The 24,002-nt window shown below is 68.0% G+C and carries 21 protein-coding genes; 16 read left to right on the top strand and 5 right to left on the bottom strand.

The annotated features are described in order from the left end of the window. The first annotated feature begins 27 nt into the window (after positions 1-27). The 14 genes from rsmH to lpxC all read left to right on the top strand — a co-directional run bounded on the left by rsmH (position 28) and on the right by lpxC (position 16,263). Positions 28-963: a 16S rRNA (cytosine(1402)-N(4))-methyltransferase RsmH gene (rsmH, locus tag C693_RS0100190; RefSeq protein ID WP_026107062.1), complete on the top strand. Its 936-nt coding sequence runs from the start codon at positions 28-30 to the stop codon at positions 961-963. Then, on the top strand, positions 960-1,232 hold the full coding sequence (gene ftsL / locus C693_RS0100185) for a cell division protein FtsL (RefSeq protein ID WP_017460222.1): 273 nt from the start codon (positions 960-962) through the stop codon (positions 1,230-1,232). The genes rsmH and ftsL overlap by 4 nt, the downstream gene beginning before the upstream one ends. Continuing rightward, positions 1,229-3,052 (top strand): peptidoglycan D,D-transpeptidase FtsI family protein, encoded by a 1,824-nt coding sequence (locus tag C693_RS0100180; RefSeq protein ID WP_017460221.1) that lies wholly within the window; start codon positions 1,229-1,231, stop codon positions 3,050-3,052. The genes ftsL and C693_RS0100180 overlap by 4 nt, the downstream gene beginning before the upstream one ends. Then, entirely contained in the window at positions 3,049-4,527 is a 1,479-nt protein-coding gene (locus C693_RS0100175; protein WP_017460220.1) for a UDP-N-acetylmuramoyl-L-alanyl-D-glutamate--2,6-diaminopimelate ligase, read from the top strand. The genes C693_RS0100180 and C693_RS0100175 overlap by 4 nt, the downstream gene beginning before the upstream one ends. Then, positions 4,524-5,891 carry a UDP-N-acetylmuramoyl-tripeptide--D-alanyl-D-alanine ligase gene (locus C693_RS0100170; protein ID WP_017460219.1) on the top strand — a complete coding sequence of 456 codons (1,368 nt, stop codon included), beginning with the start codon at positions 4,524-4,526 and terminating at the stop codon, positions 5,889-5,891. The genes C693_RS0100175 and C693_RS0100170 overlap by 4 nt, the downstream gene beginning before the upstream one ends. Further along, positions 5,881-6,963, top strand: coding sequence for a phospho-N-acetylmuramoyl-pentapeptide-transferase (gene mraY, locus C693_RS0100165; RefSeq protein WP_017460218.1), 1,083 nt, complete (start codon positions 5,881-5,883; stop codon positions 6,961-6,963). The genes C693_RS0100170 and mraY overlap by 11 nt, the downstream gene beginning before the upstream one ends. Beyond that, on the top strand, positions 6,963-8,204 hold the full coding sequence (gene ftsW, locus C693_RS0100160) for a putative lipid II flippase FtsW (protein WP_017460217.1): 1,242 nt from the start codon (positions 6,963-6,965) through the stop codon (positions 8,202-8,204). The genes mraY and ftsW overlap by 1 nt, the downstream gene beginning before the upstream one ends. Further along, positions 8,201-9,277 (top strand): undecaprenyldiphospho-muramoylpentapeptide beta-N-acetylglucosaminyltransferase, encoded by a 1,077-nt coding sequence (gene murG / locus C693_RS0100155; RefSeq protein WP_017460216.1) that lies wholly within the window; start codon positions 8,201-8,203, stop codon positions 9,275-9,277. The genes ftsW and murG overlap by 4 nt, the downstream gene beginning before the upstream one ends. Further along, positions 9,274-10,713, top strand: coding sequence for a UDP-N-acetylmuramate--L-alanine ligase (gene murC, locus C693_RS0100150; protein ID WP_017460215.1), 1,440 nt, complete (start codon positions 9,274-9,276; stop codon positions 10,711-10,713). Before murG ends, murC begins: the two co-directional genes overlap by 4 nt. Next, a complete protein-coding gene (locus tag C693_RS0100145) occupies positions 10,710-11,669 on the top strand; it encodes a D-alanine--D-alanine ligase (protein ID WP_017460214.1) in 960 nt (319 codons plus the stop codon). Before murC ends, C693_RS0100145 begins: the two co-directional genes overlap by 4 nt. After that, a complete protein-coding gene (locus tag C693_RS0100140; protein WP_017460213.1) occupies positions 11,666-12,406 on the top strand; it encodes a cell division protein FtsQ/DivIB in 741 nt (246 codons plus the stop codon). Before C693_RS0100145 ends, C693_RS0100140 begins: the two co-directional genes overlap by 4 nt. Positions 12,407-12,419: 13 nt before the next feature. Beyond that, a complete protein-coding gene (gene ftsA, locus C693_RS0100135) occupies positions 12,420-13,652 on the top strand; it encodes a cell division protein FtsA (protein WP_017460212.1) in 1,233 nt (410 codons plus the stop codon). A gap of 118 nt (positions 13,653-13,770) precedes the next feature. Beyond that, on the top strand, positions 13,771-14,949 hold the full coding sequence (ftsZ, locus tag C693_RS0100130; protein ID WP_017460211.1) for a cell division protein FtsZ: 1,179 nt from the start codon (positions 13,771-13,773) through the stop codon (positions 14,947-14,949). Positions 14,950-15,348: 399 nt separating this feature from the next. Then, positions 15,349-16,263 carry a UDP-3-O-acyl-N-acetylglucosamine deacetylase gene (lpxC, locus tag C693_RS0100125; protein WP_017460210.1) on the top strand — a complete coding sequence of 305 codons (915 nt, stop codon included), beginning with the start codon at positions 15,349-15,351 and terminating at the stop codon, positions 16,261-16,263. Between the two features lie 248 nt (positions 16,264-16,511). Here lpxC and C693_RS22825 read toward each other — a convergent pair whose 3' ends face one another. Next, on the bottom strand, positions 16,512-17,003 hold the full coding sequence (locus C693_RS22825; RefSeq protein WP_241762600.1) for a DciA family protein: 492 nt from the start codon (positions 17,001-17,003) through the stop codon (positions 16,512-16,514). Here C693_RS22825 and C693_RS0100120 point away from each other — a divergent pair. Further along, positions 17,002-17,931 (top strand): peptidoglycan DD-metalloendopeptidase family protein, encoded by a 930-nt coding sequence (locus C693_RS0100120; protein WP_017460209.1) that lies wholly within the window; start codon positions 17,002-17,004, stop codon positions 17,929-17,931. The two genes, C693_RS22825 and C693_RS0100120, sit on opposite strands and share 2 nt — an antisense overlap. A 204-nt stretch (positions 17,932-18,135) precedes the next feature. Next, the gene (secA, locus tag C693_RS0100115) at positions 18,136-20,838 is read left to right on the top strand and encodes a preprotein translocase subunit SecA (protein WP_017460208.1); all 2,703 of its coding nucleotides are present in this window, start codon (positions 18,136-18,138) and stop codon (positions 20,836-20,838) included. 55 nt (positions 20,839-20,893) lie between these two features. Here secA and C693_RS0100110 read toward each other — a convergent pair whose 3' ends face one another. The 4 genes from C693_RS0100110 to pdxA are packed head-to-tail and all read right to left on the bottom strand — an operon-like array spanning position 20,894 to position 24,002. Continuing rightward, a complete protein-coding gene (locus C693_RS0100110; protein WP_017460207.1) occupies positions 20,894-21,745 on the bottom strand; it encodes a symmetrical bis(5'-nucleosyl)-tetraphosphatase in 852 nt (283 codons plus the stop codon). Next, entirely contained in the window at positions 21,745-22,128 is a 384-nt protein-coding gene (gene apaG / locus C693_RS0100105; RefSeq protein ID WP_026107061.1) for a Co2+/Mg2+ efflux protein ApaG, read from the bottom strand. The genes C693_RS0100110 and apaG overlap by 1 nt, the downstream gene beginning before the upstream one ends. Before the next feature lie 53 nt (positions 22,129-22,181). Next, positions 22,182-22,982, bottom strand: a complete 801-nt coding sequence (rsmA, locus tag C693_RS0100100) for a 16S rRNA (adenine(1518)-N(6)/adenine(1519)-N(6))-dimethyltransferase RsmA (protein ID WP_017460205.1) — start codon at positions 22,980-22,982, stop codon at positions 22,182-22,184. 21 nt (positions 22,983-23,003) lie between these two features. Beyond that, positions 23,004-24,002 (bottom strand): 4-hydroxythreonine-4-phosphate dehydrogenase PdxA, encoded by a 999-nt coding sequence (gene pdxA, locus C693_RS0100095; RefSeq protein WP_017460204.1) that lies wholly within the window; start codon positions 24,000-24,002, stop codon positions 23,004-23,006.

Raw genomic sequence — 24,002 nt, 5'->3', positions numbered from 1 at the left:
CGGGAGTGCGGTATGGGCGAGAGCCGGATGACAAAATCAGGCTCCGCCCCGCTGCAGCACATTCCGGTGATGCTGGAAGAGGCAGTGGAGGGTCTCGCCGTGAAAGCGGGCGGGCGCTACCTGGATGGCACGTTTGGACGCGGCGGACACGCGCGCGCCGTGTTGTCGCGCCTGGGCGCCGGCGGTCGCCTGCTGCTGATGGACCGCGATCCGCAGGCGATTGCCGCCGCGCGTGCCGCGTTCGCCGATGATCCACGGGTCTCGATCCGCCACGACAATTTCTCCGCCCTGGCCGACTGGGACGAGACCGCGGCCGGGCTCGACGGCGTGCTGCTCGATCTTGGCGTGTCCTCGCCGCAGCTGGACGAGGCCGCCCGCGGCTTCAGCTTCATGGCCGATGCGCCGCTGGACATGCGCATGGACCCGACCCGCGGCGAGAGCGCGGCGGAGTTCCTCGCCCGTGCCGACGAGCGCGAGATCGCCGACGTGCTGTGGCAGTTCGGCGAAGAGCGGCAGGCTCGTCGCATCGCCCGTGCCATCGTGGCCGACCGCGAAGCCACGCCGTTCACCCGCACCGGCCAGCTTGCGGCGCTGATCGAGCGCATCGTCGGCCGCCGCGAACCGGGCAAGCATCCGGCCACCCGCAGCTTCCAGGCCCTGCGCATCCACGTGAACGGCGAGCTGGAGTCGCTGCAGCGCGGGCTGGAGGCGGCGCTGGAACGCCTGAACGTGGGCGGGCGGCTGTCGATCATCAGCTTCCACTCGCTGGAGGATCGCGCGGTGAAGCTGTTCATCCGCGATCACTCCGGCCGCGTCCAGGGCAGTCGCCGCGGCCCGCCGGTGGCGGCGGTGCCGGCGCGACTGGCGGCGGTCGGCAAGGCGCGGTTTCCTTCCGATGCGGAGCAGGCGGCCAATCCGCGCTCGCGCTCGGCGGTGCTGCGCGTGGCGGAGAAGCTCGCATGAAGGTGTTCGGCGCCATCGCCCTGGTCGGACTGCTCAGCCTGGTGCTGCTGAGCGCGCTGGGCGTGGTGTGGACGCGCCACGAGAGTCGCGTGCTGTTCGTGCAGCTGACCACGCTGCAGAACCAGCGCGATGCGCTGAACGTGGAGTACGGCCGGCTCGAGCTCGAGCAGGCCACCTGGGCCGAACCGCGCCGCATCGACGAAGAAGCGCGCAGCAAGCTCGGCATGGTCGCGCCTGCGCCGCAGGACATCCAGCTGGTGGGCCGATGAGCCGCCCGCGCAAGGTCGTGCCCGCGAACTCCGGCAGCAGCCGTCGCCGTGCCGTGGCGCCGAGCGCGCGCCGGCGCCTGACCCTGGTCGTCGGCCTGCTCGGCCTGGCCTCGGCGGGCCTGGTCGCGCGCGCGTTCGACATCCAGGTGATCCGCAAGGACTTCTACCAGGAGCAGGGCGATGCCCGTTTCCTGCGCGAAGTGCCGATCCCGGTCTCGCGCGGCACGATCTTCGACCGCAATGGCGAGCCACTGGCGGTCTCCACCCCGATGGTCTCGATTACCGCGGTGCCCTCGCAGGTGCTGGAGAGCGACGACCAGCTGCCGGCACTCGCCGCGGCGCTCGGCACCAGCACCGATCAGCTGCGGACTTACCTCGAGCAGCGTTCCAACCGCGAGTTCGCCTACCTGAAGCGGCAGATGAGCCCGGAGGCCGCGCAGGCCGTGCTCGATCTGGGCATTCCCGGCATCAACGGCCAGCGTGAGTTCCGCCGCTACTACCCCTCGGGCGAGGTGACCGCGCACGTGCTCGGCTTCACCAACATCGACGACCACGGCCAGGAAGGACTGGAGCTGGCCTTCGACGACTGGCTGTCCGGCCAGCCCGGCAGGAAGCGGGTGATCCGCGACAACAAGGGTCATATCGTCGAGGACGTGGAGCAGATCCGCGCGCCCAAGCCCGGTCACAACCTCACGCTGAGCATCGACCGCCGTATCCAGTTCCTCGCCTACAGCGAGCTGAAGAACGCGGTGGAGAAGTCGGAGGCGGACTCCGCCTCGATGGTGATCCTCGACGTGAAGACCGGCGAGGTGCTGGCCATGGTCAACATGCCCACCTACAACCCGAACGCGATCGGGTCCAGCACGGCGTCGTCACGGCGCAACCGCGCCATGACCGACGTGCTCGAGCCCGGCTCGACCATCAAGCCGGTGCTGATGGCCGCCGCGCTGTCCAGTGGCCAGTACACCCCGACCAGTCCCCTGATCGACACCACCGGGGGGCACTGGTATTTCCAGGGCCACGATATCCACGACACCCACAACTGGGGTGTGCTCACCCCGACGGGCGTGATCACCAAGTCGTCCAACGTCGGTGCTGCGCACATCGCGATGTCGCTGGATACCAAGCTGATGTACGACACCTACCGGGCGTTCGGCTTCGGCAACAGCACCAACAGCGGCTTCCCCGGCGAGGCTTCCGGTTACCTGAAGATCGGCCGCGACTGGCGTCCGCTGGAAAAGGCGATCATGGGCTACGGCTATGGCCTGAACGTGACCGTCCTTCAGCTCGCCAACGCCTACGCCACGATCGCCGACGGCGGCGTGATGCACTCGCCGAGTTTCATCAAGGGCAGCGATTCGCCGCCCAAGGCGATCATCTCGCCGCAGATCGCGCACGAGCTGATCCAGATGCTGGAGACGGTGATCCAGCCCGGCGGTACCGGCGCGCCCTACGCCTACGTCGCCAACTACGCCGTGGCGGGCAAGACCGGTACCGCGCACAAGGCCAGCGCGGGAGGCTATTCGAAGAACAGCTATACCTCCGCGTTTGTCGGGATCGTGCCGGCGACCCATCCGCGACTGGTCGCGGCCGTGGTGGTCGACAATCCGAAGAAGGGCAGCTACTACGGCGGCCTGGTCTCCGGCCCGGTGTTCGCCCGGGTGATGGACGGCGCACTGCGCCTGCTCGACATCCCGCCGGACAACATCGGCCGCTGGTACGTCGGGCAGCCGCTGCAGGACAAGAACGGATTGATCGGCAGCAAGGCCCCCGAGGCGCCCGACATCGAGGAGGCCCCGGTGGACCGGGTAACGCCATGACGACCCAGCGACTCGACCAGTTGCTGCAGGGCCTCGCCGACACCGCCCCATGGGGCGGTCTTGCCGTTTCCGGGCTCACCCTCAATTCGCGCGATGCCCGGCCGGGCGTCGCGTTCGTCGCCCTGCGCGGCACCCGCCATCACGGCGTCGCGTTTGCAGCCGACGCGGTGGCGCGTGGCGCGGTGGCGGTGATCGCCGAGTCTCCCGTCCCGGCCGATGCGCCTGCGCTGGATGTGCCGGTGGTGTGGGTGGACGGCCTTGCCGCGCGGATCGGCGAGGTCGCCGCGCGCTTTCATGGCGAGCCCTCGCGGCAGTTGCGCGTGATCGGCGTGACCGGCACCAACGGCAAGACCTCCACCGTGCAACTGCTGGCGCAGGCCCTGCACGCACTTGGCCACCGGGCAGCGACCATCGGCACGCTCGGTGCGGGACTGGTCGGCGAGCTGCGCGAAGGCGAGCGCACCACGCCTGATGCGATCAGCGTCCAGGCGACACTGGCGGCGTTTCGCGACGCCGGGGCCAGCCACGTGGCGATGGAGGTCTCCTCCCATGCGCTGGTGCAGGGTCGGGTCAACGGAGTCGCGTTCGAGGTGGCGGCCTTCACCAACCTCACCCGCGACCACCTCGACTACCACGGCACCATGGAGGCCTACGGCGAGGCCAAGTCCCGCCTGTTCGCATGGCCGGGATTGAGGGCCGCCGTGATCAACGTCGATGACGCGTTCGGTGCGGCACTGGCCGAGCGTCTGCCGCCGGGGGTGGCGGGCCTGCGCGTGAGCGCCGCCGGCCTGGCCGGTGCGGACGTGGTGGCCGAACAGGTGGTGACGTCTGGCGAGGGCCTGGCTTTCCTGCTGCGTACGCCCTGGGGCTCCCGGCCGGTGCGCAGCCCGCTGCTGGGCCGTTTCAACGTGGCCAACCTGCTGACCGTGGTGGCCTGCCTCGGTGCGCTGGGCGAATCGTTCGAGGACATCGTCGGAGCGGTGCAGGCGCTGGCGCCGGTCAATGGCCGGATGAACCGCCTCGGCGACGGCCTGCGCCAGCCGCTCGTGGTGGTGGACTACGCACACACGCCGGACGCGCTGGAGCAGGCCCTCACGGCACTGCGCGCGCACTGCGCCGGTCGCCTGCTGTGCGTATTCGGCTGCGGTGGCGAGCGCGATCCCGGCAAGCGTCCGGTGATGGGGGCGATTGCCGAGCGGCTCGCCGATGTGGCGATCGTCACCGACGACAACCCGCGCGGCGAGGATGGCGACGCCATCGTGGCGCAGATCGTGGCCGGCTTCGCCGATCCTGCCAGGGCACGCGTGGAGCGCGACCGCGAGACGGCGATCCGCCTGGCGCTGTCGATGGCCCGTGCCGGCGACGTGCTGCTGGTGGCCGGCAAGGGCCACGAAACCTATCAGGAGGGCGCGCAGGGAAAGCGCCCGTTCGACGACATGGAAGTGGCGCGCGTCGCGCTGGAGGCCTGCGCATGATGCAGCTGGACACCATTGCCCTGTGGACCCGCGGCCGCCGTTACGGTGACGATGTGGCCGTGCAGGGCGTGGCGATCGACACCCGGAAGCTCCGTGCGGGCGACCTGTTCGTGGCACTGCCGGGCGAACGCGTGGACGGACACGACTTCGTCGTCGAAGCAAAATCGCGCGGCGCTGTGGCAGCGATGGTCACGCGCAAGCTGGACATCGACCTGCCGCAGGTGCTGGTGAACGATGCGGCGGCCGCGCTGGGTGACCTGGCCAGCGCCGTGCGTGCACAGCGCAACGTGCGGGTCATCGGCATCACCGGCTCGAACGGCAAGACCACGGTGAAGACGCTGGTGGCTTCGATCCTTTCGCGCCATGGCCACACGCATGTCAATGCGGGCAACTACAACAACGAACTCGGCCTGCCGCTGACCCTGCTGGCGATGCCCGAGGACACTCAGTACGCCGTGCTGGAGATGGGCGCGGGCAAGCCGGGCGACATCGATTACCTCGCATCGATCGCGCGGCCGGATGTGGGCGTGATCACCTGTGTCGCGCCGGCCCACCTGGAGCGGATGGGCAGCATCGAGGGCGTGGCCGAGACCAAGGGCGCGCTGTACCAGTCGCTGCCGGCCGATGGCGTGGCGGTGATCAATGCCGACGACGCGTTCGCCTCGTTCTTCACCGGCCTTGCCGGTACGCGCCGGATCCTGCGCTATGCGCTCGACCACTCTGCCGACATCGGTGCGGAGATCGTCGAGCAGCGCGTTGACGGTTCGCGCTTCGTGCTGAGCACGCCGATGGGCGATGCCGACGTCTCATTGCCGCTGGCCGGTCGTCACAACATCGCCAACGCACTGGCCGCGGCGGCGGTCGCACTGGCGCTGGATGTCCCGCTGGACGTCATCGTGGCCGGGCTGGAGCAGGTGAATGGCGTGGCCGGACGGCTGAAGGTGGAGGCGATGCCTGCGGGCTGGACGCTGATCGACGACAGCTACAACGCCAATCCCGGTTCGGTCACCGCCGCCATCGACACGCTGGCGCTGGCGGCCGGCGAGCGATTCCTGGTCCTGGGCGACATGGCCGAACTCGGCCCCGGCGCGCGCGCGCTGCATGCCGCCGTCGGCGCGCACGCGCGCGAGCGCGGACTGGATCGCCTGCTCGCGGTTGGAGCGCTAAGCGCCGCCGCAGTGGAGGCATTCGGCGAGGGTGCAACGCACTTCGCCAGCAAGGAAGCCCTCGTGGCCGCGCTGCAGCCGCTGCTGCACGCCGGCGTCACCTGCCTGGTCAAGGGCTCGCGCTCGTCGGGCATGGACCAGGTGGCATCGGCCTTGCGCCCCCCAACCGATACCGGAGGTGCGCCTCATGCTGCTTGACCTGGCCGACTGGATGGCTCGTCATTTCGCGACGCTGCACCTGTTCCAGTACATCACCTTCCGCACCATCATGGCGGCGCTGACCGCGCTGGCGCTGTCGCTGCTGTTCGGTCCGGCGGTGATCCGCAAGCTCGCGCTGCTCAAGGCCGGACAGGTGGTGCGCAGCGACGGTCCGCAGACCCACCTGACCAAGGCCGGCACGCCGACCATGGGCGGGGTGATGATCCTGCTGTCGGTGGCCGTCTCCACGCTGCTGTGGGCCGACCTGCACAACCGCTACGTGTGGGTGGTGCTGGCGGTGACGCTGGGGTTCGGCGCGATCGGCTTCTACGACGACTACCGCAAGATCGTCCTGCGCGACAGCCGCGGACTGGCCTCGCGCTGGAAGTATTTCTGGCAGTCGGTGTTCGGCCTGATCGCCGCCTGGTTCCTCTACCACACCGCGCAGATCCCGGCCGAGACCGCCCTGTACGTGCCGCTGTTCAAGCAGGTCGCGGTGCCGCTCGGCGTGCTGTTCGTGGTGCTGGCCTACTTCATGATCGTCGGCTTCTCCAACGCGGTGAATCTCACCGACGGTCTGGACGGGCTGGCAATCATGCCGACGGTGCTGGTCTCCGGCGCGCTCGGCGTGTTCGCGTACCTGGCCGGCAACAAGGTGTTCTCCGAGTACCTGGGCATCCCCTCGATTCCCGGTGCGGGCGAACTGTCGATCTACTGCGGCGCGCTGGCCGGCGCGGGCCTCGGCTTCCTCTGGTTCAACACCTATCCGGCGCAGGTTTTCATGGGCGACGTCGGTGCGCTGGCGATCGGTGCAGCGCTGGCGGCGATCGCGGTGATCGTGCGCCAGGAGATCGTGCTGCTGGTGATGGGCGGCGTGTTCGTGATGGAAACGGTTTCGGTGATGATGCAGGTGGCGAGCTTCAAGCTCACCGGCAAGCGCATCTTCCGCATGGCGCCGATCCATCACCACTTCGAGCTCAAGGGTTGGCCCGAGCCCCGAGTGATCGTGCGCTTCTGGATCATCAGCGTCGTGCTGGTGCTGATCGGCCTTGCCACGCTGAAGGTGCGCTGATGTTCGGACTAGGCAACAGCCAGGCGATCAAGCGCACCGGACCGCGGGGCAGCTACGACCTGTGGCTGATCCTCGGGCTGGTCGGCCTGGCCAGCGTCGGCGTGGTGATGGTCGCTTCCAGCTCGATCGCCGTGGCCGATGCGGACCATCTGGGTGCGTTCTATTACCTGAAGAAGCATCTGGCCTACCTGACGCTGGGGGTGATCCTGGCCGGCGTCGCGATGCGCGTGGAGCTGAAGCTGCTGGAGAAGTACTCCGTGCCGCTGTTGCTGGCCGCCCTGTGCATGCTGCTGGCGGTTTTCGTGCCGCACCTGGGTATGCGTATCAACGGCGCGCGTCGGTGGCTCAACTTCATCGTCACCAGCTTCCAGCCGGTGGAGGCCGTCAAGCTGATCCTCGTGGTGTACGTCGCCAGCTTCCTGGTGCGTCATCGTGAAAGCGTGGAAAACACCTTCTGGGGCCTGCTGCGGCCGATCATCGTCGCTGGCGTCATCGTGCTGCTGCTGCTGGCGCAGCCGGACTTCGGCTCGGCCACCCTGGTGATCGCGGTCACCATCGGCATGGTCTGGCTCGGCGGCGCGCGGCCGGTATTCCTGTTCGGCATGGGCCTGCCGCTGATGCCGCTGCTGGCGATCGCGGCGACCAGCGAAAGCTACCGGATGAAGCGCCTCACGTCGTTCATGAACCCCTGGAAAGATCCGTTCAACGACGGCTTCCAGCTGACCCAGTCGCTGATGGCGATCGGTCGCGGCGAGTGGACCGGGGTCGGGCTTGGATCGAGTGTGCTCAAGCTGTCCTACCTGCCGGAAGCGCACACCGACTTCATCCTCGCGGTGATCGGCGAGGAACTGGGCCTGGCCGGCGTGATCGGGGTGATGGCGCTGTTCGCCCTGGTCATCTCCCGCGGACTGGTGATGGGGCTGCGGGGCGTCGAGGTCGGGCAGCGCTTCGCCGGATACGTCGCCTTCGGCATCTCGCTGATGATCGGCCTGCAGGCGCTGGTGTCGATCGGCGTGAACCTCGGTGCGCTGCCGACCAAGGGGCTCACCCTGCCGCTGATCAGCTCGGGCGGCTCCTCGGTGCTGCTGATCTGCGCCATGGCCGGCGTACTGCTGCGCGCCACCTACGAGATCAACCGGGCGCTCGACGCGCGCCAGATGGCCACGCGCATGCCGGCGCTGGCCGTGGCCGATGCCAATCCGGCCAACGCGCCGCGTGAGCGCGAGGCGGTGGCCGCATGAACGCGACGCAGCGTCCCGTGCTGATCATGGCCGGCGGTACCGGTGGCCACATCTTCCCCGGCCTGGCCGTGGCCGACGCGCTGCGCGCGCAGGGCGTGCCGGTGGCATGGCTGGGTGCAGCCGGCGGCATGGAGACCCAGGTGGTGCCCGCGCACGGGCTGCCGCTGCATGTGGTGCCGGTCGGCGGCCTGCGCGGGAAGGGCTGGAAGACCCGGCTCGGCGCACCGCTGATGCTGGCCCGCGCGCTGCTGGCCTCGCTGCGGGTGCTGCGTCGGCTGCGTCCGCGCAGCGTGCTGTCGATGGGCGGCTACGTGGCTGGACCCGGCGGGATCGCCGCGCGCCTTACCGGCACCCCGCTGCTGGTACACGAGCAGAACTCGGTCGCCGGCTACACCAACCGCAGGCTCGCCGGCTTCGCACGCCGGGTGCTGACCGGCTTCGCCGGCGCCCTGCCGGACGGCACCTGGGTCGGCAATCCGGTGCGCGATGCCATCTCTGCGCTGCCGCCGCCGGCCGCGCGCATGGCCGGCCGCGAGGGCACGCCGCGCCTGCTCGTCCTCGGCGGCAGCCTGGGCGCGCGCGCGCTCAATCTCGCCATGCCGAAGGCGTTGGCCCTGCTGCCTCCCGCGCGCCGCCCCGAGGTGCTGCACCAATGCGGCAAGCGCGGGCTGGACGAGACCCGCCTGGCCTATGCCGAAGCGGGCGTGACCGCCGAGGTGGTGCCGTTCATCGACGACATGGCGGCCCGCTACGGCTGGGCCGATCTCGCCGTCTGCCGTGCTGGCGCCCTGACGCTGGCCGAGCTCACCAGTGCGGGCCTCGGCGCGCTGCTGGTGCCGTTCCCGCATGCGGTGGACGACCACCAGACCCGCAATGCCGAGGCGCTGGTCGCCGCCGGCGCGGCCGAACTGACAAAGGAAAGCGAACTGGACGTACAGACCCTTGCCGGGCGCCTCGATGCCCTGCTGCATGACCGCGCCGCGCTGCTGGCGATGGCCTCGGCGGCGCGCGCGCTGGCCAAACCCGGCGCGGCTGCGGAAATCGCCCGCGCCTGCCTGGAGGTTGCCGCATGACCCTGCGTCGCCTGCTCCAGCATGAAGATCTCATGACCACCTTCCGCCGGGTCCACTTCATCGGCATCGGTGGCGTCGGCATGAGCGGCATCGCCGAGGTGCTGCACAACCTCGGCTATGCCGTGTCCGGCTCGGACAAGTCGAATTCGGCCACCGCCCAGCGCCTGGCCGGGCTCGGCATCGACGTGCGGATCGGCCACGAGGCCGCCCACGTGGGGGACGCCGACGTGGTGGTGACCTCCAGCGCGATCCGCGCCGACAACCCCGAACTGGTGGCCGCGCGCGAGGCGCGCATCCCGGTGATCCCCCGCGCGGAGATGCTGGGCGAGCTGATGCGTTTCCGCCGCGGCATCGCGATCGCCGGCACCCACGGCAAGACCACCACCACCAGCCTGGCCGCCAGCGTGCTGGCCGAGGCCAACTACGACCCGACCTTCGTGATCGGCGGCCAGCTCAATGCGGCCGGCGCCAATGCGCGGCTAGGCACCGGCCAGTACCTGGTCGCCGAGGCGGATGAATCGGACGGCTCGTTCCTGCTGCTGTCGCCGGTGGTCGCCGCGATCACCAACATCGATGCCGACCACCTGGAGAACTACCACGGCGATTTCGCCGAGGTGAAGAAGGCCTTTGCCACTTTCCTGCACCGGCTGCCGTTCTACGGCCTGGCCGTGCTGTGCCTGGACGATCCGGAAGTGGCCGAGCTGGCCCGGGACACCTCGCGCAGGATCATGACCTACGGTATCGACCGCACCGATGCCGATGTGCGCGCGACGAATGTCTCCCAGCGCGGCTTCACGATGTACTTCGACCTGCTCCTGCCCGGTCGCGACGCACTGCCGGTTCAGCTGAACCTGCCGGGGCGCCACAACGTGCTCAACGCGCTGGCCGCCGCCGCGATCGGCTGGCAGCTGGGCGTCGAGGCGGAGGCCATCGGTCGCGCGCTGGCGGGCTTCCAGGGCGTGGGGCGCCGCTTCCACGCGCGTGGCGAGCTGCAGCTGGACCGCGGTACCGCGCTGCTGGTGGACGATTACGGCCATCATCCGCGCGAGCTCGCCGCCGTGTTTGCCGCGGCCCGCGGCGGCTGGCCGGACCGCCGCCTGGTGGTGGCCTTCCAGCCGCACCGTTACAGCCGCACGCGCGACCTGCTCGACGATTTCGCCAATGTGCTGGCGGACGCCGACGTGCTGGTGCTCACCGAGGTCTACCCGGCTGGCGAGGCGCCGATCGCCGGCGCCGATGGCCGTGCGCTGGCCCGCGCCGTGCGTGCGCGCGGCAAGGTCGATCCGGTGCTGGTCGAGCATCCGCGCGACTTCAAGGAAACCCTGCCGACGCTGCTGCGCGACGGCGACCTGCTGTTGCTGCTGGGCGCCGGCGACATCGGCGCGGCAGCGCTGGAGCTGGCCCAGTCGGGCAGCCTGAGGACGACCAAACCATGAGCAAGATCACCGACCCGGCCCAGTTCGGACGCGTCGCCGTGGTGATGGGCGGCAGCTCGGCCGAGCGCGAGGTGTCGCTCGATTCGGGCCGCAACGTGCTGGCCGCGCTGAAGACGCGCGGCGTGGATGCGCACGCCATCGACGGCATCCCGGCGCTGCTGGACGCCCTGCGCGCCGGCCACTTCGCGCGCGTGTTCAACATCCTGCACGGCCAGCATGGCGGTGGCGAGGACGGCGTACTGCAGGGGGCGCTGGAGTCGCTCAACGTGCCGTACACCGGGTCGGGCGTGCTCGGCTCGGCGCTGTCGATGGACAAGACGCGCTCCAAGCGCGTGTGGCAGTCGCTGGGCCTGCCGACGCCCAAGTTCGCGGCCCTGCCGCGCGGCGCGGACGTGCACGCGGCTGCGCGCGAGATCGGCTTCCCGCTGATCGTCAAGCCGGCCTGCGAAGGCTCGAGCGTGGGCGTGACCCGCGTGTTCGAGGAAAAGGACCTCGACGCGGCGGTGCAGCTGGCGGCCCGGTATCCCGGCGACCTGCTCATGGAGACCCTGATCGAGGGCGACGAACTCACCGTGGCCGTGCTCGGCCGCGAGGTGCTGCCTTCGATCCACATCGTCCCGCAGGGTGCGTTCTACGACTACAACGCCAAGTACGTCGCCGAGGACACCCGCTACATCTGTCCGGGTCTGGATGGCGAGGCGGAGGCGCAGCTTCGCGCGCTGGCGCTGGTTGCGTTCGACGCGCTCGGCTGCAGCGGCTGGGGCCGCGTCGACGTGATGCGCGACCGCCACGGTCGCAACTGGCTGCTGGAGGTGAACACCGCGCCGGGCATGACCTCGCATTCGCTGGTGCCGAAAGCCGCCGCGGCCGCGGGCATCGGCTACGAGGAGCTGTGCTGGCGCGTGCTGGAAACCAGCTTCGACCACGAACGCGGCATTCCGGGAGGACGCGCGTGAAGGGAAGCCTGCGCCTCGTCGCCTGGTGCCTGGCCATCACGCTGGTGGTGCTGCCGGTGGTCGGCGTGCTGCGAGGCTGGTTTGCGGCCGATCGCTGGCCGGTGACCCAGCTCACCGTGCAGGCCGAGTTCAAGCACGTGAAGGCCGAGCAGGTGCGCGCAGCGGTGCTGCCGCACCTCGGGCACGGGTTTTTCGCGCTGGACCTCGATGTGGTGCAGAAGGCGGTCGCGTCGCTGCCATGGGTGGAGTCGGTGGAAGCGAGCAAGCGCTGGCCGGACACGCTGCTGTTGCGTATCTACGAGCGCCAGCCGTTCGCGCGATGGAACGACAGGCAGCTGATCAGCCGGCAGGGCCAGGTGTTCAGCGTCCCCGCCAGCGACCTCTCGCCGGACCTGCCCAGCCTGCACGGCCCGGACGACCACCTGGCCGAGGTGGTGAGCTTCTACGCCGATGCGCGCAAGGCCTTCGCCGGCACCCACCTGGAGATCACCGGCGTGACGCTGACCGAGCGCGGCAGCTGGAGCCTGGTCACCGCGGATGGCGCGCAGATCGTGCTGGGCGACCGCGAACAGGCCGGCAAGCGGCTGCGTCGATTCCTGGACGTGTACCCGAAGGTGATCGCCGGGCACGACAGCGGCTTCGCCTACGCGGACCTCCGTTACACCAACGGCTTTGCCGTGCGCTGGTTGCCGCCGGCGGCCCCGGCCTCCAACGACAGGGGCGCGCCCCGCACATGAAGAACACCTGCCTATGAAGACGCGCAACGACAAGCAGCTGGTCGTCGGACTGGACATCGGCACCTCGAAGGTGGTGGCGATCGTCGGCGAGTACGAGCCGGGCGAGCCGATCGAGGTGATCGGCATCGGTTCGCACGTCTCGCGTGGCCTGAAGCGTGGTTCGGTGGTGGACATCGAATCCACCGTGCACTCGATCCAGCGGGCCGTGGAAGAGGCCGAGCTGATGGCCGGCTGCGACATCCGCTCGGTATTCGCCTCGATCTCCGGCAGCCATCTGGAAACGCGCAACTCGCACGGTACCGCGGCGATCCGCGACCGCGAGGTCACCCCGGGCGATCTCGAGCAGGTGCTCGAGGCGGCCAGTGCGGTGGCGATCCCGGCCGACCGCAAGGTGCTCTACAAGGAGTCGCAGGAATACCGCATCGACGGCCAGGACGGCATCCGCTCGCCGGTGGGCATGAGTGGCGTGCGCCTGGAGGCCTCGGTGCACCTGGTGACCGGTGCGGCCGCCGCGGTGCAGAACATCACCAAGTGCATCCAGCGCTGCGGCCTGTCGGTGGACGAGCTGGTGCCCTCGGCGGTGGCCAGCAGCAAGTCGGTGCTCACCGACGACGAGCGCGAGCTCGGCGTGTGCCTGGTGGACATCGGCGCCGGCACCACCGACATCGCGATCTACACGCAGGGCGCGATCCGCTACACCAAGTCGCTGCCGGTCGGCGGCGACCAGGTCACCAACGACATCGCCTACGGCGTGCACACGCCGACCGCGCATGCCGAGGAAATCAAGATCAAGTACGCCTGTGCGCTGGCCCAGCTGGCGCACGCCGACGAGACCATCCAGGTGCCCAGCGTGGGCGACCGCCCTCCACGCCGGCTGGCCCGCCAGTCGCTCGCGCAGAGCGTGCAGGCGCGCTACGAGGAAATCTTCGAGATGGTGCAGGACGAACTGCGTCGCTCCGGCTACGACAGCCTGATCGCCGCGGGCGTGGTGCTGACGGGCGGCGCCGCGAAGATGGAAGGCGCACTCGAGCTGGCCGAGGAGATGTTCCACAAGATGGTGCGCGTAGGCGTGCCTCAGCACGTGGGCGGACTCGGCGAAGTGATCGCCAACCCCCTGCATTCCACCGGTGTCGGGCTGCTGCTGCATGGCGCGCGCAGCGTCGGCGTGCGCCACGGCGGGCCGGTGGGCGGAAGCATGGGCAGCTCGCTGGACAAGCTGCGGGGTTGGTTCAAGAAGAATTTCTGACGGAATTGGCGCGGCCGGATGCCGCGCCCCGGGCGAAGGGAGTCGCCCACCACCGCGGTCCGACAGGAGTCGCCCGCCGCGGTTACAACGACAACGAAAGCTCTACGGAGGACGGGAAATGTTTGAACTGATCGATAAATTGACCCCCAACGCGGTCATCAAAGTCATCGGCGTGGGTGGCGGTGGCGGCAACGCCGTGGCCCACATGCTCAATGCGAACATCGAAGGCGTCGAGTTCGTCGTCGCCAACACCGACGCGCAGGCCATGAAGAACTGCGGCTCGCGTACCCACCTGCAGCTCGGCGCCAACGTCACCAAGGGCCTGGGCGCTGGCGCCAACCCGGAGGTCGGCCGCCAGGCCGCGCTGGAAGACCGTGAGCGCATCGAGGAGATGCTCGAGGGTGCCGACATGGTGTTCATCACTGCCGGCATGGGCGGCGGCACCGGCACCGGCGCCGCGCCGGTGGTGGCGCAGCTGGCCAAGGAAAAGGGCATCCTGACCGTGGCGGTGGTCACCAAGCCGTTCCCGTTCGAGGGCCGTCGCCGCATGCAGGTCGCCCTGAAGGGCATCGAGGACCTGTCGCAGCACGTGGACTCGCTGATCACCGTGCCGAACGAGAAGCTGCTGTCGGTGCTTGGCCGCGAAGTGACCCTTCTGAACGCCTTCAAGGCCGCCAACGACGTGTTGCAGGGCGCTGTGCAGGGCATCGCCGACCTGATCACCGCCCCTGGCCTGATCAACGTCGACTTCGCCGACGTGCGCACCGTGATGAGCGAGATGGGCATGGCGATGATGGGCTCGGGCACCGCCCGGGGCGATGATCGCGCCCAGGCCGCGGCCGAGGCGGCAATCAACAACCCGCTGCTGGAAGACGTCAACCTCAATGGCGCCTGCGGCATCCTCGTGAACGTCACCGCCGGCCCGAACCTGACCATGCGCGAGTTCGACGAGATCGGCCGGGTGATCCACGACTTCGCTTCCGAGGACGCCACCGTGGTGATCGGCACCTCGCTGGATCCGGAGATGCAGGACGACGTGCGTGTCACGGTGGTGGCCACGGGCCTCAACCGCGCTTCCGCCCGCCAGCCGGTACGCCCGGTACAGACCCAGCAGGTGGAGATGCGTCAGCGCCCGCGTCCCGTGGTGCTGCGCACGGGAACCGGCAACGAGGTGGTGGACTACGCACAGCCTGACGTCGTGCCGACCAGTCGCCAGGAGACCGCGCCGGCGAAGTCGGCGGACTCGAGTTTCGACTACCTCGACATTCCGGCTTTCCTGCGCCGGCAGGCGGACTAAGATGCACGCGGCCGGATCCGGCGGAACCATTCCCCGGCCCTCCGGTCTGTGCATCTTTGGTGGCACTGGAGCCGGCCGTTCCGACCGTTGGCCCGGTTCACCGTCGATCGAGCCGAATCGCTGATGGCTTCAGAAATGTGAAGGCGTCAGCAAGGCCGCGTGTCCGGATGACCCGCGGAAAACCTCATGGCCGGAATCCCGTCCCCGGCCATGAGGTCTCTTGTTTTGCGCAACCTGATGTTTCCAGAGTGCTTTCCCGACGGGGGCGATCCTTTCAAAAGGCTGGAAGCATGAAGGACGGTTAAAGACTGTACGGTCCGGTTTGCTATTGTCCGAGGTTAAGACTGTGTTAGCATCCCCGTCCATTCTGGCTGCTGCCTTCCACAGGTACCCATAAAAATGATCAAGCAGCGTACGCTCAAGAACATCATTCGCGCGACCGGCGTCGGTCTTCACACCGGCGACAAGGTCTACATGACGCTGCGCCCGGCGGCGCCGAATACCGGCATCGTGTTCCGTCGCACCGACCTCAATCCGCCGGTGGACATCCATGCACGCCCGGACTGTGTGGGCGACACGCGCCTGTCGACGACCCTGGTCAACGGCGATGTCCGCGTGTCCACGGTCGAGCACCTGCTGTCGGCGATGGCGGGTCTGGGCATCGACAATGCCTACGTCGACCTGTCGGCCCCCGAAGTGCCGATCATGGATGGCAGTGCCGGCCCGTTCGTGTTCCTGCTGCAGTCTGCGGGCATCGAGGAGCAGCCGGTGGCCAAGCGCTTCATCCGCATCAAGAAGCCGGTGAAGGTGCAGGAAGGCGACAAGTGGGCCAGCTTCGAGCCGTTCGAGGGCTTCAAGGTCGGCTTTTCGATCGAGTTCAACCACCCCATCATCAACAAGCGCACCTCGCGTGCGGAAATCGACTTCTCCACCACGTCGTTCGTGAAGGAAGTCAGCCGCGCCCGCACCTTCGGTTTCATGCGCGACATCGAGATGCTGCGTGAGCACAATCTCGCCCTGGGCGGCTCGATGGACAACGCGGTGGTGCTCGACGATTACCGCGTGCTCAACGAGGACGGCCTCCGCTACGAGGACGAGTTCGTCAAGCACAAGATCCTCGATGCCATCGGTGACCTCTACCTGCTCGGCCACAGCCTTGTCGGCTCCTACCACGCGCACAAGTCGGGCCACGAGCTCAACAACAAGCTGCTGCGGGCCCTGATCGCCGATGCCAGCGCCTGGGAAGAGGTGAGCTACGAGGATGATCCGGCGACTGCCCCGATCTCCTACGCCCATCCGGCACAGGCCATCTGAGGCGGATAATCCGCACGAAATCGTGAGGTAAGCGGAACGGCCACGCTGGAGAGCGTGGCCGTTTTGTTTTGTGGGCAATATCACGCAACGGTTCACGAGTACCTCACGCTGCGGACACGCGGGATTGGCATGCCCTCATATCTGCGTGTTATAAACCGACCGCCCCCGGCTCCGGCCGGGCAGTTTTTTCGATGCCGAGGTGTCGATGAGGGGCGCCGGCCGGAATGCTGCCGACGCCTGGCAGGGGCTCAATCAGCAGTTTCGGCGAGGGACGCCAACTCCAGGAACAGCGCCCGCAGTTCGGGGTCTGTGACTGACTCTGCAGCCGCTTTGAGATGGACGGCTGCGGCAGGAGAAAGCGGTTTTGACCGATCCGGTTCCGTTGCGACCGGCGGTTGGGGGGCCACTTTCACGGTGACTGAACTGGCGTGTGCGCCCAGTGCGCGCGCGGTGGCAAGAAGTTGCGTCTGAACAAGGCGCAGACGGGAAGCCCATGCCGGGGAAGACGCCAGAAAGACGAGGCGGTCGCCGCGCTTTTGTGCGAAACGCACCTGATCGCGGAGTGATGTCGGCAGCGTCTGGCGCAGGGCTCGGTCCAGCGCATCCAGTTCCGCGGCCTTCGAGGCTAGCCGCGCGAACGCACCGCATTCGGCCAGGGGTTTGAGCCCCGGGGCCGGGCGGCGAGGGATGGGTGGGGTCGCGCGCTGCATGGTGACGACTTCTTCAACGTGGAAACGCATGCAAATCATACTTGTGTCCCGCACCAAGAAGGTGCCCAAGACTCTCGATCTGGCCAGTCGTGGCATGCGCTGGCGGATCGGCGCCCTGGCGGCCATCGCAGTGGGCACATGCATGGCCATGGGTGCCGTCATGGCCCTGGTCGTGGCCAGTCCGCGCGATCAGGCCCTTGCGCAGGTTCGCAAGCTCGAGCAGACCATCGACCAGCAGAATCAGCAGCTGGTCGAGGTGAAGCGCGATGCCCAGCGCAACCTCGATGCGCTGGCGATCAAGCTGGGCCAGTTGCAGGCGCAGTCGACCCGTCTGAACGCGCTCGGCGAGCGCCTCGCCCAGATGGGCAAGCTGGACAATGGCGAATTCGACTTCGATCAGGCCCCGCCGGTAGGTGGCGTGGAGGACTCGAGTGCATCCTCCTACACCCTGCCGCAGTCGCTGGAATCGAGCATCGACCAGCTTTCGTCGCAGTTCGATGCCCAGCAGGCGCAGTTGACTGCCCTGCAGAGCCTGCTGATGGACGCGCGCATCGAATCCAACCTCAAGCCCACCGGCATGCCCGTGCAGGGTTACATCTCGTCCTATTTCGGCGTCCGTCCCGATCCGTTCACCGGTCATGCCGCGCGCCACACGGGTATCGATATCGCCGTCCCGCTGGGAACGCCGGTGCATGCGGTGGCCGAAGGCATGGTCACGTTCGCCGGCATCCGTACCGGCTACGGCAAGGTCATCGAAATCGACCATGGCAACGGCTACATGACCCGTTACGCCCACAACAGCAAGCTGATCGCCCATCCGGGGCAGCGCGTTCGCGTGGGCGACGTGATCTCCGATGCGGGGTCGACCGGGCGTTCGACGGGCTCCCACGTGCATTTCGAGGTCTGGTTCAAGGGCCGCGTGGTCAATCCGCTGGCCTACGTCCGCAGCCACCGCTGAAGCGGGCTGCGAATGCGGGGGGCGGGGACTTGAAACGGCCTCGTCCCGCCGCCACCCCTCATTGCGGCGACGGACTGGGGTGCCGCGTTTCCTTGCGCCAGATGGCGCGTTTGGGATAGCCGTCGGACCCTAGTATCATCGTGAATTTGCCCCAGCCGGCCGTGCGCTGGCGGGGTTTTCCTGTCTCCAGTCACCGGATGATCGATGTTCAATCGTGCCCTGACGAGCCTCTTTGGCAGCCGTAACGACCGTGTACTGCGCCAGCTCTCCAAGACCGTCGCCCGCATCAATGCGCTGGAGTCCGAATACGCCGCCCTCGGCGACGATGCGCTGCGCGCCAAGACCGACGAGTTCAAGCAGCGACTCGCCGCCGGCGAGACGCTGGACAAGCTGCTGCCGGAGGCTTTCGCCACGGTGCGCGAGGCCGGCAAGCGGGTGCTGGGCATGCGGCCCTACGACGTGCAGCTGATCGGCGGCATGGTGCTGCACATGGGCAAGATCGCCGAAATGCGCACCGGCGAGGGCAAGACCCTGGTCGGCACCCTGCCGGTGTACCTCAATGCACTCGAGGGCAAGGGTGTTCACGTGGTGACGGTGAACGACTACCTGGCCCGCCGCGACTCGGCCCAGATGGGCAAGCTCTACAACTTCCTCGGCCTGTCGGTCGGCGTCGTGTACCCGGGCATGGATCATGCCGACAAGCATGCCGCCTACGCCGCGGACATCACCTACGGCACCAACAACGAGTTCGGCTTCGACTACCTGCGCGACAACATGGCGCTCTCGAAGGAGCAGCGCTACCAGCGCGGACTGAACTACGCCATCGTCGACGAAGTGGACTCGATCCTGATCGACGAGGCGCGTACGCCGCTGATCATCTCTGGCCCGGCCGAGGATTCGCCGGAGCTCTACCTCAAGGTCAACAAGATCGTCCCGCATCTGGTACGTCAGGCCGAGGAAGAGGGCGCCGGCGATTACTGGGTCGACGAGAAGCAGAAGCAGGTGCATCTCTCCGAAGAAGGGATGGCCCATGCCGACGAACTGCTGCGCCAGGCCGGCGTGATCGAATCCGGCAGCGGCCTCTACGACGCCAAGAACCTGGCCGTGGTGCACCACCTCAACGCGGCACTGCGCGCCAACGCGATCTACCAGCGCGATGTCGACTACATCGTGCGGGACGGCGAGGTGATCATCGTCGACGAGTTCACCGGTCGCACGCTGGCCGGCCGGCGCTGGTCGGATGGTCTGCATCAGGCCGTGGAGGCGAAGGAGGGCGTGCCGATCCAGCGCGAGAATCAGACGCTGGCCACGGTGACGTTCCAGAACCTGTTCCGCATGTACACCAAGCTGGCCGGCATGACCGGTACCGCGGATACCGAGGCGTATGAATTTCAGCAGATCTACGGTCTTGAGGTGGTGGTGATCCCCACCCACAAGCCGATGATCCGCAAGGACAACCCGGACATGGTGTTCCTCGCGCAGACGGCGAAGTACCGCGCCGTGACCGAGGACATCAAGGACTGCCACAAGCGCGGCCAGCCGGTGCTGGTCGGCACCACCTCGATCGAGGTGTCGGAGTTGCTGTCCGGCTTGCTCAGCAAGGAAAAGATCCCGCACGAAGTGTTGAACGCCAAGCAGCACGAGCGCGAGGCGCACATCGTGGCGCAGGCGGGTGCGCCACATTCGGTCACGATCGCTACCAACATGGCCGGTCGCGGCACCGACATCGTGCTCGGCGGCAGCCTGGAAGTGGCGCTGGCTGCGCTTCCGGCCGAGGCGACCGAGGCGGATCGTGCGCGTGTAAAGGCGGAGTGGCAGCAGCGCCACGATCAGGTGCTGGCCGCCGGCGGCCTGCACATCATCGGCACCGAGCGCCACGAGTCCCGGCGTATCGACAACCAGTTGCGTGGCCGCTCCGGTCGCCAGGGCGACCCGGGTTCGTCGCGCTTCTACCTGTCGCTGGAAGACAACCTGTTGCGTATCTTCGCCGGCGACTGGGTCGGCCGCTGGATGCGCATGTTCGGCATGAAGGAAGACGATGCGCTGGAAGACCGCATGGTCAGCCGGCAGATCGAGAAGGCGCAGCGCAAGGTCGAGCAGCACAACTTCGACATCCGCAAGCACCTGCTCGAGTTCGATGACGTCGCCAACGAGCAGCGCAAGGTGATCTACAAGCAGCGCGACGAGCTGCTCGATGGCGATGACGTGTCGGCCACCATCGCCGACATCCGCGAGGACGTGGTCGAGCAGATGGTGCGCGCGCACGTGCCGCCGGAAAGCATCGACGAGCAGTGGGACATTGCCGGGCTGGACCGTGAGCTGGAATCCGAGTTCGGCCTGCACGCGGAGCTGAAGTCGTGGGTCGAACAGCAGCACGAGCTGGATGCCGACGCCATCCTCGAGCATGTTCGCGCTCTGGTTGAGGGACTGTTCCAGGCCAAGGAGGCGCAGATCGGTGCCGAGACCATGCGCCAGCTCGAAAAGCACATCATGCTGAGCGTGGTCGACAATGCGTGGAAGGAGCACCTGGCCAGCATGGACTACCTGCGTCAGGGCATCTACCTGCGCGGTTACGCCCAGCAGGACCCCAAGCAGGCGTTCAAGCGCGAGTCCTTCGATCTGTTCTCGGGCATGCTCGACCGCATCAAGACCGAGGTGATCCAGATGCTGGCCCGGATCCGCGTCCGCAGCGAGGAAGAGGTCGCCGCGATGGAAGCCGAGCAGCAGCGGATGGCCGAGCGCCTGCAGCGCCAGATGCTGGCATCCGGTGGTGGCGCCCCGACCGCTCCGGCGGACGACGCGCTGCCGGTCGTGGCTGCTGCGGATGGCCCGAAGGTCGGGCGCAACGATCCCTGCCCGTGCGGCTCGGGCAAGAAGTACAAGCATTGTCATGGCCAGCTGAGCTGAGTCTGCGGGTCATGCTGAAAAAGAAAGGGAGGCAATTGCCTCCCTTTCTTTTTGTTCAGTCCTCGGCGCCGGGCGGGCGCTTGCGATGCGGTTCGGCGTTCACCGTGAAATAAGCCGGCTCCTCGGAGTCCAGTCGCAGCGCGGTCAACTGGCCGCCCCAGACGCAGCCGGTGTCGATGGCGTACACCCCGAGCCCGGCGAAACGGCCGAGCGCCGACCAGTGGCCACAGACGACGCGCGTATCCCGCCGCCGCATGCCGGGAACCTCGAACCACGGATACATGCCTGGCTTCTGGGTGCCGGGGATGCCCTTGCCCTCGAAGTCGATGCGCCCCTGGATGTCGCAATAGCGCATGCGCGTGAAGGTGTTGATCGAGGCACGCATCCGCTCGATGCCCTGCAGCCGGCTCGACCAGGCGGCGGGTCGGTTTCCGAACAGGTTCCTCAGCAACCGGGGGTGGCGCGGGCTGGTCAGTTCCCGCTCGATCTCCTGTGCCGACCGCAGGGCCTGTCTGAGTGTCCAGCTTGGCGCCAGCCCGGCGTGCACCATCGTCCAGCCCAACTGCTCGTCTTGGTGCAGCAGCTTCTGCGAGCGCAGCCATTCGAAAAGCACCGGGGCGTCGTCGGCGAACAGCACTTCGCGCAGTTCGGGGTTGACCCGGGCCTGGGCGTCCGGCTTGCGCTGGGCGATGGCGAGCAGGCTGAGGTCGTGGTTGCCGAGCGTGACCACGATTCGCTCACGCAGTCCATGGAGGAGGCGCAGCGTCTCCAGCGACTGTCCGCCGCGATTCACCAGGTCGCCGCAGAACCACAGGTGGTCCTGCGCCGGATCGAAGCGCAGCTTGTCGAGCAGGCGCTGCAGCTCCGGATAGCAGCCCTGCACGTCGCCGATCGCGTAGGTCGCCATCAGTGCAGCGTGCGCGGAATCGAGAGGGTGAAGGTGGGAATCGGGGCGTCGAATTCGGTGCCGTCGTCGGCGAGCATCTGGTAGCTGCCGGCCATGGTGCCCACCGCGGTTTCCAGCACCGCGCCGGAGGTGTACTCGTAATCGTCGCCCGGACGCAGCCAAGGCTGCTCACCGACCACGCCATCGCCGCGCACCTCGTCGATCTTGCCGTTGGCGTCGGTGATCACCCAGTGGCGGCGAAGCAGCTGGGCGGGAACGTCGCCCGCATTGCGCAGGGTAACCGTGTAGGCGAACACGTAGCGGTTGTCGTCAGGCTTCGATTGATCGGGAACGAAGCGGGTGTGCACGTGAACATCGATCGTGTAGGGGGATTTCGGACTCATGTCGCGATTGTACGGCCTGTGGTGTGCGTCCGCTCAGTGAGACGCCGGAGCCTTCAGTCTTTCGCCGCCCGGGGCGGCAACGCCTTGGCGAGTCGCACGAAATCACCTGGCGCCAGCGTCTCCGCGCGCGCGCCGGGGTCAATGCCGGCACCGCGGATCGAGTCGGCGTCGAGCAATTGCCGAAGCGCATTGGAGAGCGTCTTGCGGCGTTGGGCGAATGCCGCCTTGACCACGGCATGCACGGCGTCCGGGTCGGCGTCGTGGCGCTCTTCCGGCGCCAGCGGCACCAGCCGAACGACCGACGAGTCGACCTTCGGCGGAGGGCGGAACGCACCGGGCGGCACATCGAACAGCGGCACCACGCGACAGGCCAGCTGCAGCATCACCGAGAGACGGCCATACACCTTGCTGCCGGGGTCCGCGGCCATCCGGTCGACCACCTCCTTCTGCAGCATGAAGTGCATGTCCTGGATGGACTCGGCATGTTCGACGCAGTGGAACAGGATCGGGCTGGAGATGTAATAGGGCAGGTTGCCGGCGATGCGCAGGCGGCTGGCTCCCAGCTCGCGGGCCAGCGCGGCGAAGTCGACTTTCAGTACGTCCGCGTGGACGATCCGCAGTTCGCCGATCGGTGCCGCGCGCTCGCCCAGCGCGGGGATCAGGTCGGTGTCCAGTTCGATCGCGGTCAGCCGCCGGGCCGCGGCGAGCAGCGGCAGGGTCAGGGCGCCCTCGCCGGGGCCGATCTCGACCAGCGTGTCACCGTGCCTTGGTGCGATCGCGCTGACGATGCGCTCGATGTAGCGTTTCTCGTGCAGGAAGTGCTGGCCGAAGCTTTTCTTGGGACGTGCATTCATGGGTGGGCTCGGCACGTCGGGTCAGGCGTTGCCGCGGGCGCGCTGGACCAGGTCCAGCGCCATGCGGGTGGCGGCGATCAGGCTCGAGGCGTCGGCCCGGCCGCTGCCGGCCAGGTCGAGTGCGGTGCCGTGGTCGACCGAGGTGCGGATGAAGGGAAGGCCAAGGGTCAGGTTGACCGTGCGGTCGAACGCTTCGCTCTTGAGCACCGGCAGGGCCTGGTCGTGGTACATCGCCAGCACCGCATCGTAGCGGGCGCGCATGGCGGGCACGAAAGCGGTGTCCGCCGGCAACGGACCGAGCAGGTCCATGCCTTCGTCGCGCAGGCGATCCAGCACCGGAGCGATGATGTCGATTTCCTCGCGACCCAGATGTCCGCCCTCACCTGCGTGGGGGTTCAGTCCGAGCACGCCGATGCGGGGGTGCTCGATGCCGAACTTCGCACGCAGCTCGGCATCGATGATGCGCAGCGTGCGGCTCAGGAGGTCAGCCTGGATGGCGGCGGGAACCGCAGCCAGGGGCAGATGCGTCGTGGCCAGGGCCACCCGCAGCTCCGGACTGGCCAGCATCATCACCACGTCGGCACGGGCCCGCTCGGAGAAGAATTCCGTGTGGCCGCTAAAGGCGATGCCGGCGTCGTTGATCGACGCCTTCTGCAGCGGGGCGGTCACTACCGCATCGTAGCGCCCCGAGAGACAGCCATCGGCGGCCGCGGCGAGGGTGGCGAGGACGTGCGCCGCGTTGGCAGGGTCGGGGTGGCCCGGGCGCTCGGTCGCTCCCAGCGGCACATGGCGGACGCGCAACTGGACTGCCGTGGCGAGAGCGGGCGCGGATGCATCTTCGTCCAGCAGCTGGAGCTGGATGTCGCAGCGTCGCGCGGCGCGCTCCAGCAGCTCGCGATCGGTGATGGCCACCAGCTCGGCATCGAACGGAATCGAAGCGAGGCGAACCAGCAGCTCGGGGCCGACACCCGCCGGCTCGCCAGCGGTCAGGGCCAGCCGGGGACGGGGTCGGATGTCCAT

The sequence above is a fragment of the Dyella ginsengisoli LA-4 genome (assembly GCF_000334915.1).
Taxonomy (GTDB): Bacteria; Pseudomonadota; Gammaproteobacteria; order Xanthomonadales; family Rhodanobacteraceae; genus Dyella_A; species Dyella_A ginsengisoli_A.
The sequence above is the reverse complement of the archived record's forward strand: the minus strand, read 5'-3'. Positions and strand labels throughout refer to the sequence as shown.

What these genes read in the sequence shown, in the direction of transcription:
- rsmH (WP_026107062.1), top strand. Translation starts at nt 28, where the DNA reads ATGACAAAATCAGGCTCCGCCCCGCTGCAGCACATTCCGGTGATGCTG.
- ftsL (WP_017460222.1), top strand. Translation starts at nt 960, where the DNA reads ATGAAGGTGTTCGGCGCCATCGCCCTGGTCGGACTGCTCAGCCTGGTG.
- C693_RS0100180 (WP_017460221.1), top strand. Translation starts at nt 1,229, where the DNA reads ATGAGCCGCCCGCGCAAGGTCGTGCCCGCGAACTCCGGCAGCAGCCGT.
- C693_RS0100175 (WP_017460220.1), top strand. Translation starts at nt 3,049, where the DNA reads ATGACGACCCAGCGACTCGACCAGTTGCTGCAGGGCCTCGCCGACACC.
- C693_RS0100170 (WP_017460219.1), top strand. Translation starts at nt 4,524, where the DNA reads ATGATGCAGCTGGACACCATTGCCCTGTGGACCCGCGGCCGCCGTTAC.
- mraY (WP_017460218.1), top strand. Translation starts at nt 5,881, where the DNA reads ATGCTGCTTGACCTGGCCGACTGGATGGCTCGTCATTTCGCGACGCTG.
- ftsW (WP_017460217.1), top strand. Translation starts at nt 6,963, where the DNA reads ATGTTCGGACTAGGCAACAGCCAGGCGATCAAGCGCACCGGACCGCGG.
- murG (WP_017460216.1), top strand. Translation starts at nt 8,201, where the DNA reads ATGAACGCGACGCAGCGTCCCGTGCTGATCATGGCCGGCGGTACCGGT.
- murC (WP_017460215.1), top strand. Translation starts at nt 9,274, where the DNA reads ATGACCCTGCGTCGCCTGCTCCAGCATGAAGATCTCATGACCACCTTC.
- C693_RS0100145 (WP_017460214.1), top strand. Translation starts at nt 10,710, where the DNA reads ATGAGCAAGATCACCGACCCGGCCCAGTTCGGACGCGTCGCCGTGGTG.
- ftsA (WP_017460212.1), top strand. Translation starts at nt 12,420, where the DNA reads ATGAAGACGCGCAACGACAAGCAGCTGGTCGTCGGACTGGACATCGGC.
- ftsZ (WP_017460211.1), top strand. Translation starts at nt 13,771, where the DNA reads ATGTTTGAACTGATCGATAAATTGACCCCCAACGCGGTCATCAAAGTC.
- lpxC (WP_017460210.1), top strand. Translation starts at nt 15,349, where the DNA reads ATGATCAAGCAGCGTACGCTCAAGAACATCATTCGCGCGACCGGCGTC.
- C693_RS0100120 (WP_017460209.1), top strand. Translation starts at nt 17,002, where the DNA reads ATGCAAATCATACTTGTGTCCCGCACCAAGAAGGTGCCCAAGACTCTC.
- C693_RS22825 (WP_241762600.1), bottom strand. Translation starts at nt 17,003, where the DNA reads ATGCGTTTCCACGTTGAAGAAGTCGTCACCATGCAGCGCGCGACCCCA.
- secA (WP_017460208.1), top strand. Translation starts at nt 18,136, where the DNA reads ATGTTCAATCGTGCCCTGACGAGCCTCTTTGGCAGCCGTAACGACCGT.
- C693_RS0100110 (WP_017460207.1), bottom strand. Translation starts at nt 21,745, where the DNA reads ATGGCGACCTACGCGATCGGCGACGTGCAGGGCTGCTATCCGGAGCTG.
- apaG (WP_026107061.1), bottom strand. Translation starts at nt 22,128, where the DNA reads ATGAGTCCGAAATCCCCCTACACGATCGATGTTCACGTGCACACCCGC.
- rsmA (WP_017460205.1), bottom strand. Translation starts at nt 22,982, where the DNA reads ATGAATGCACGTCCCAAGAAAAGCTTCGGCCAGCACTTCCTGCACGAG.
- pdxA (WP_017460204.1), bottom strand. Translation starts at nt 24,002, where the DNA reads ATGGACATCCGACCCCGTCCCCGGCTGGCCCTGACCGCTGGCGAGCCG.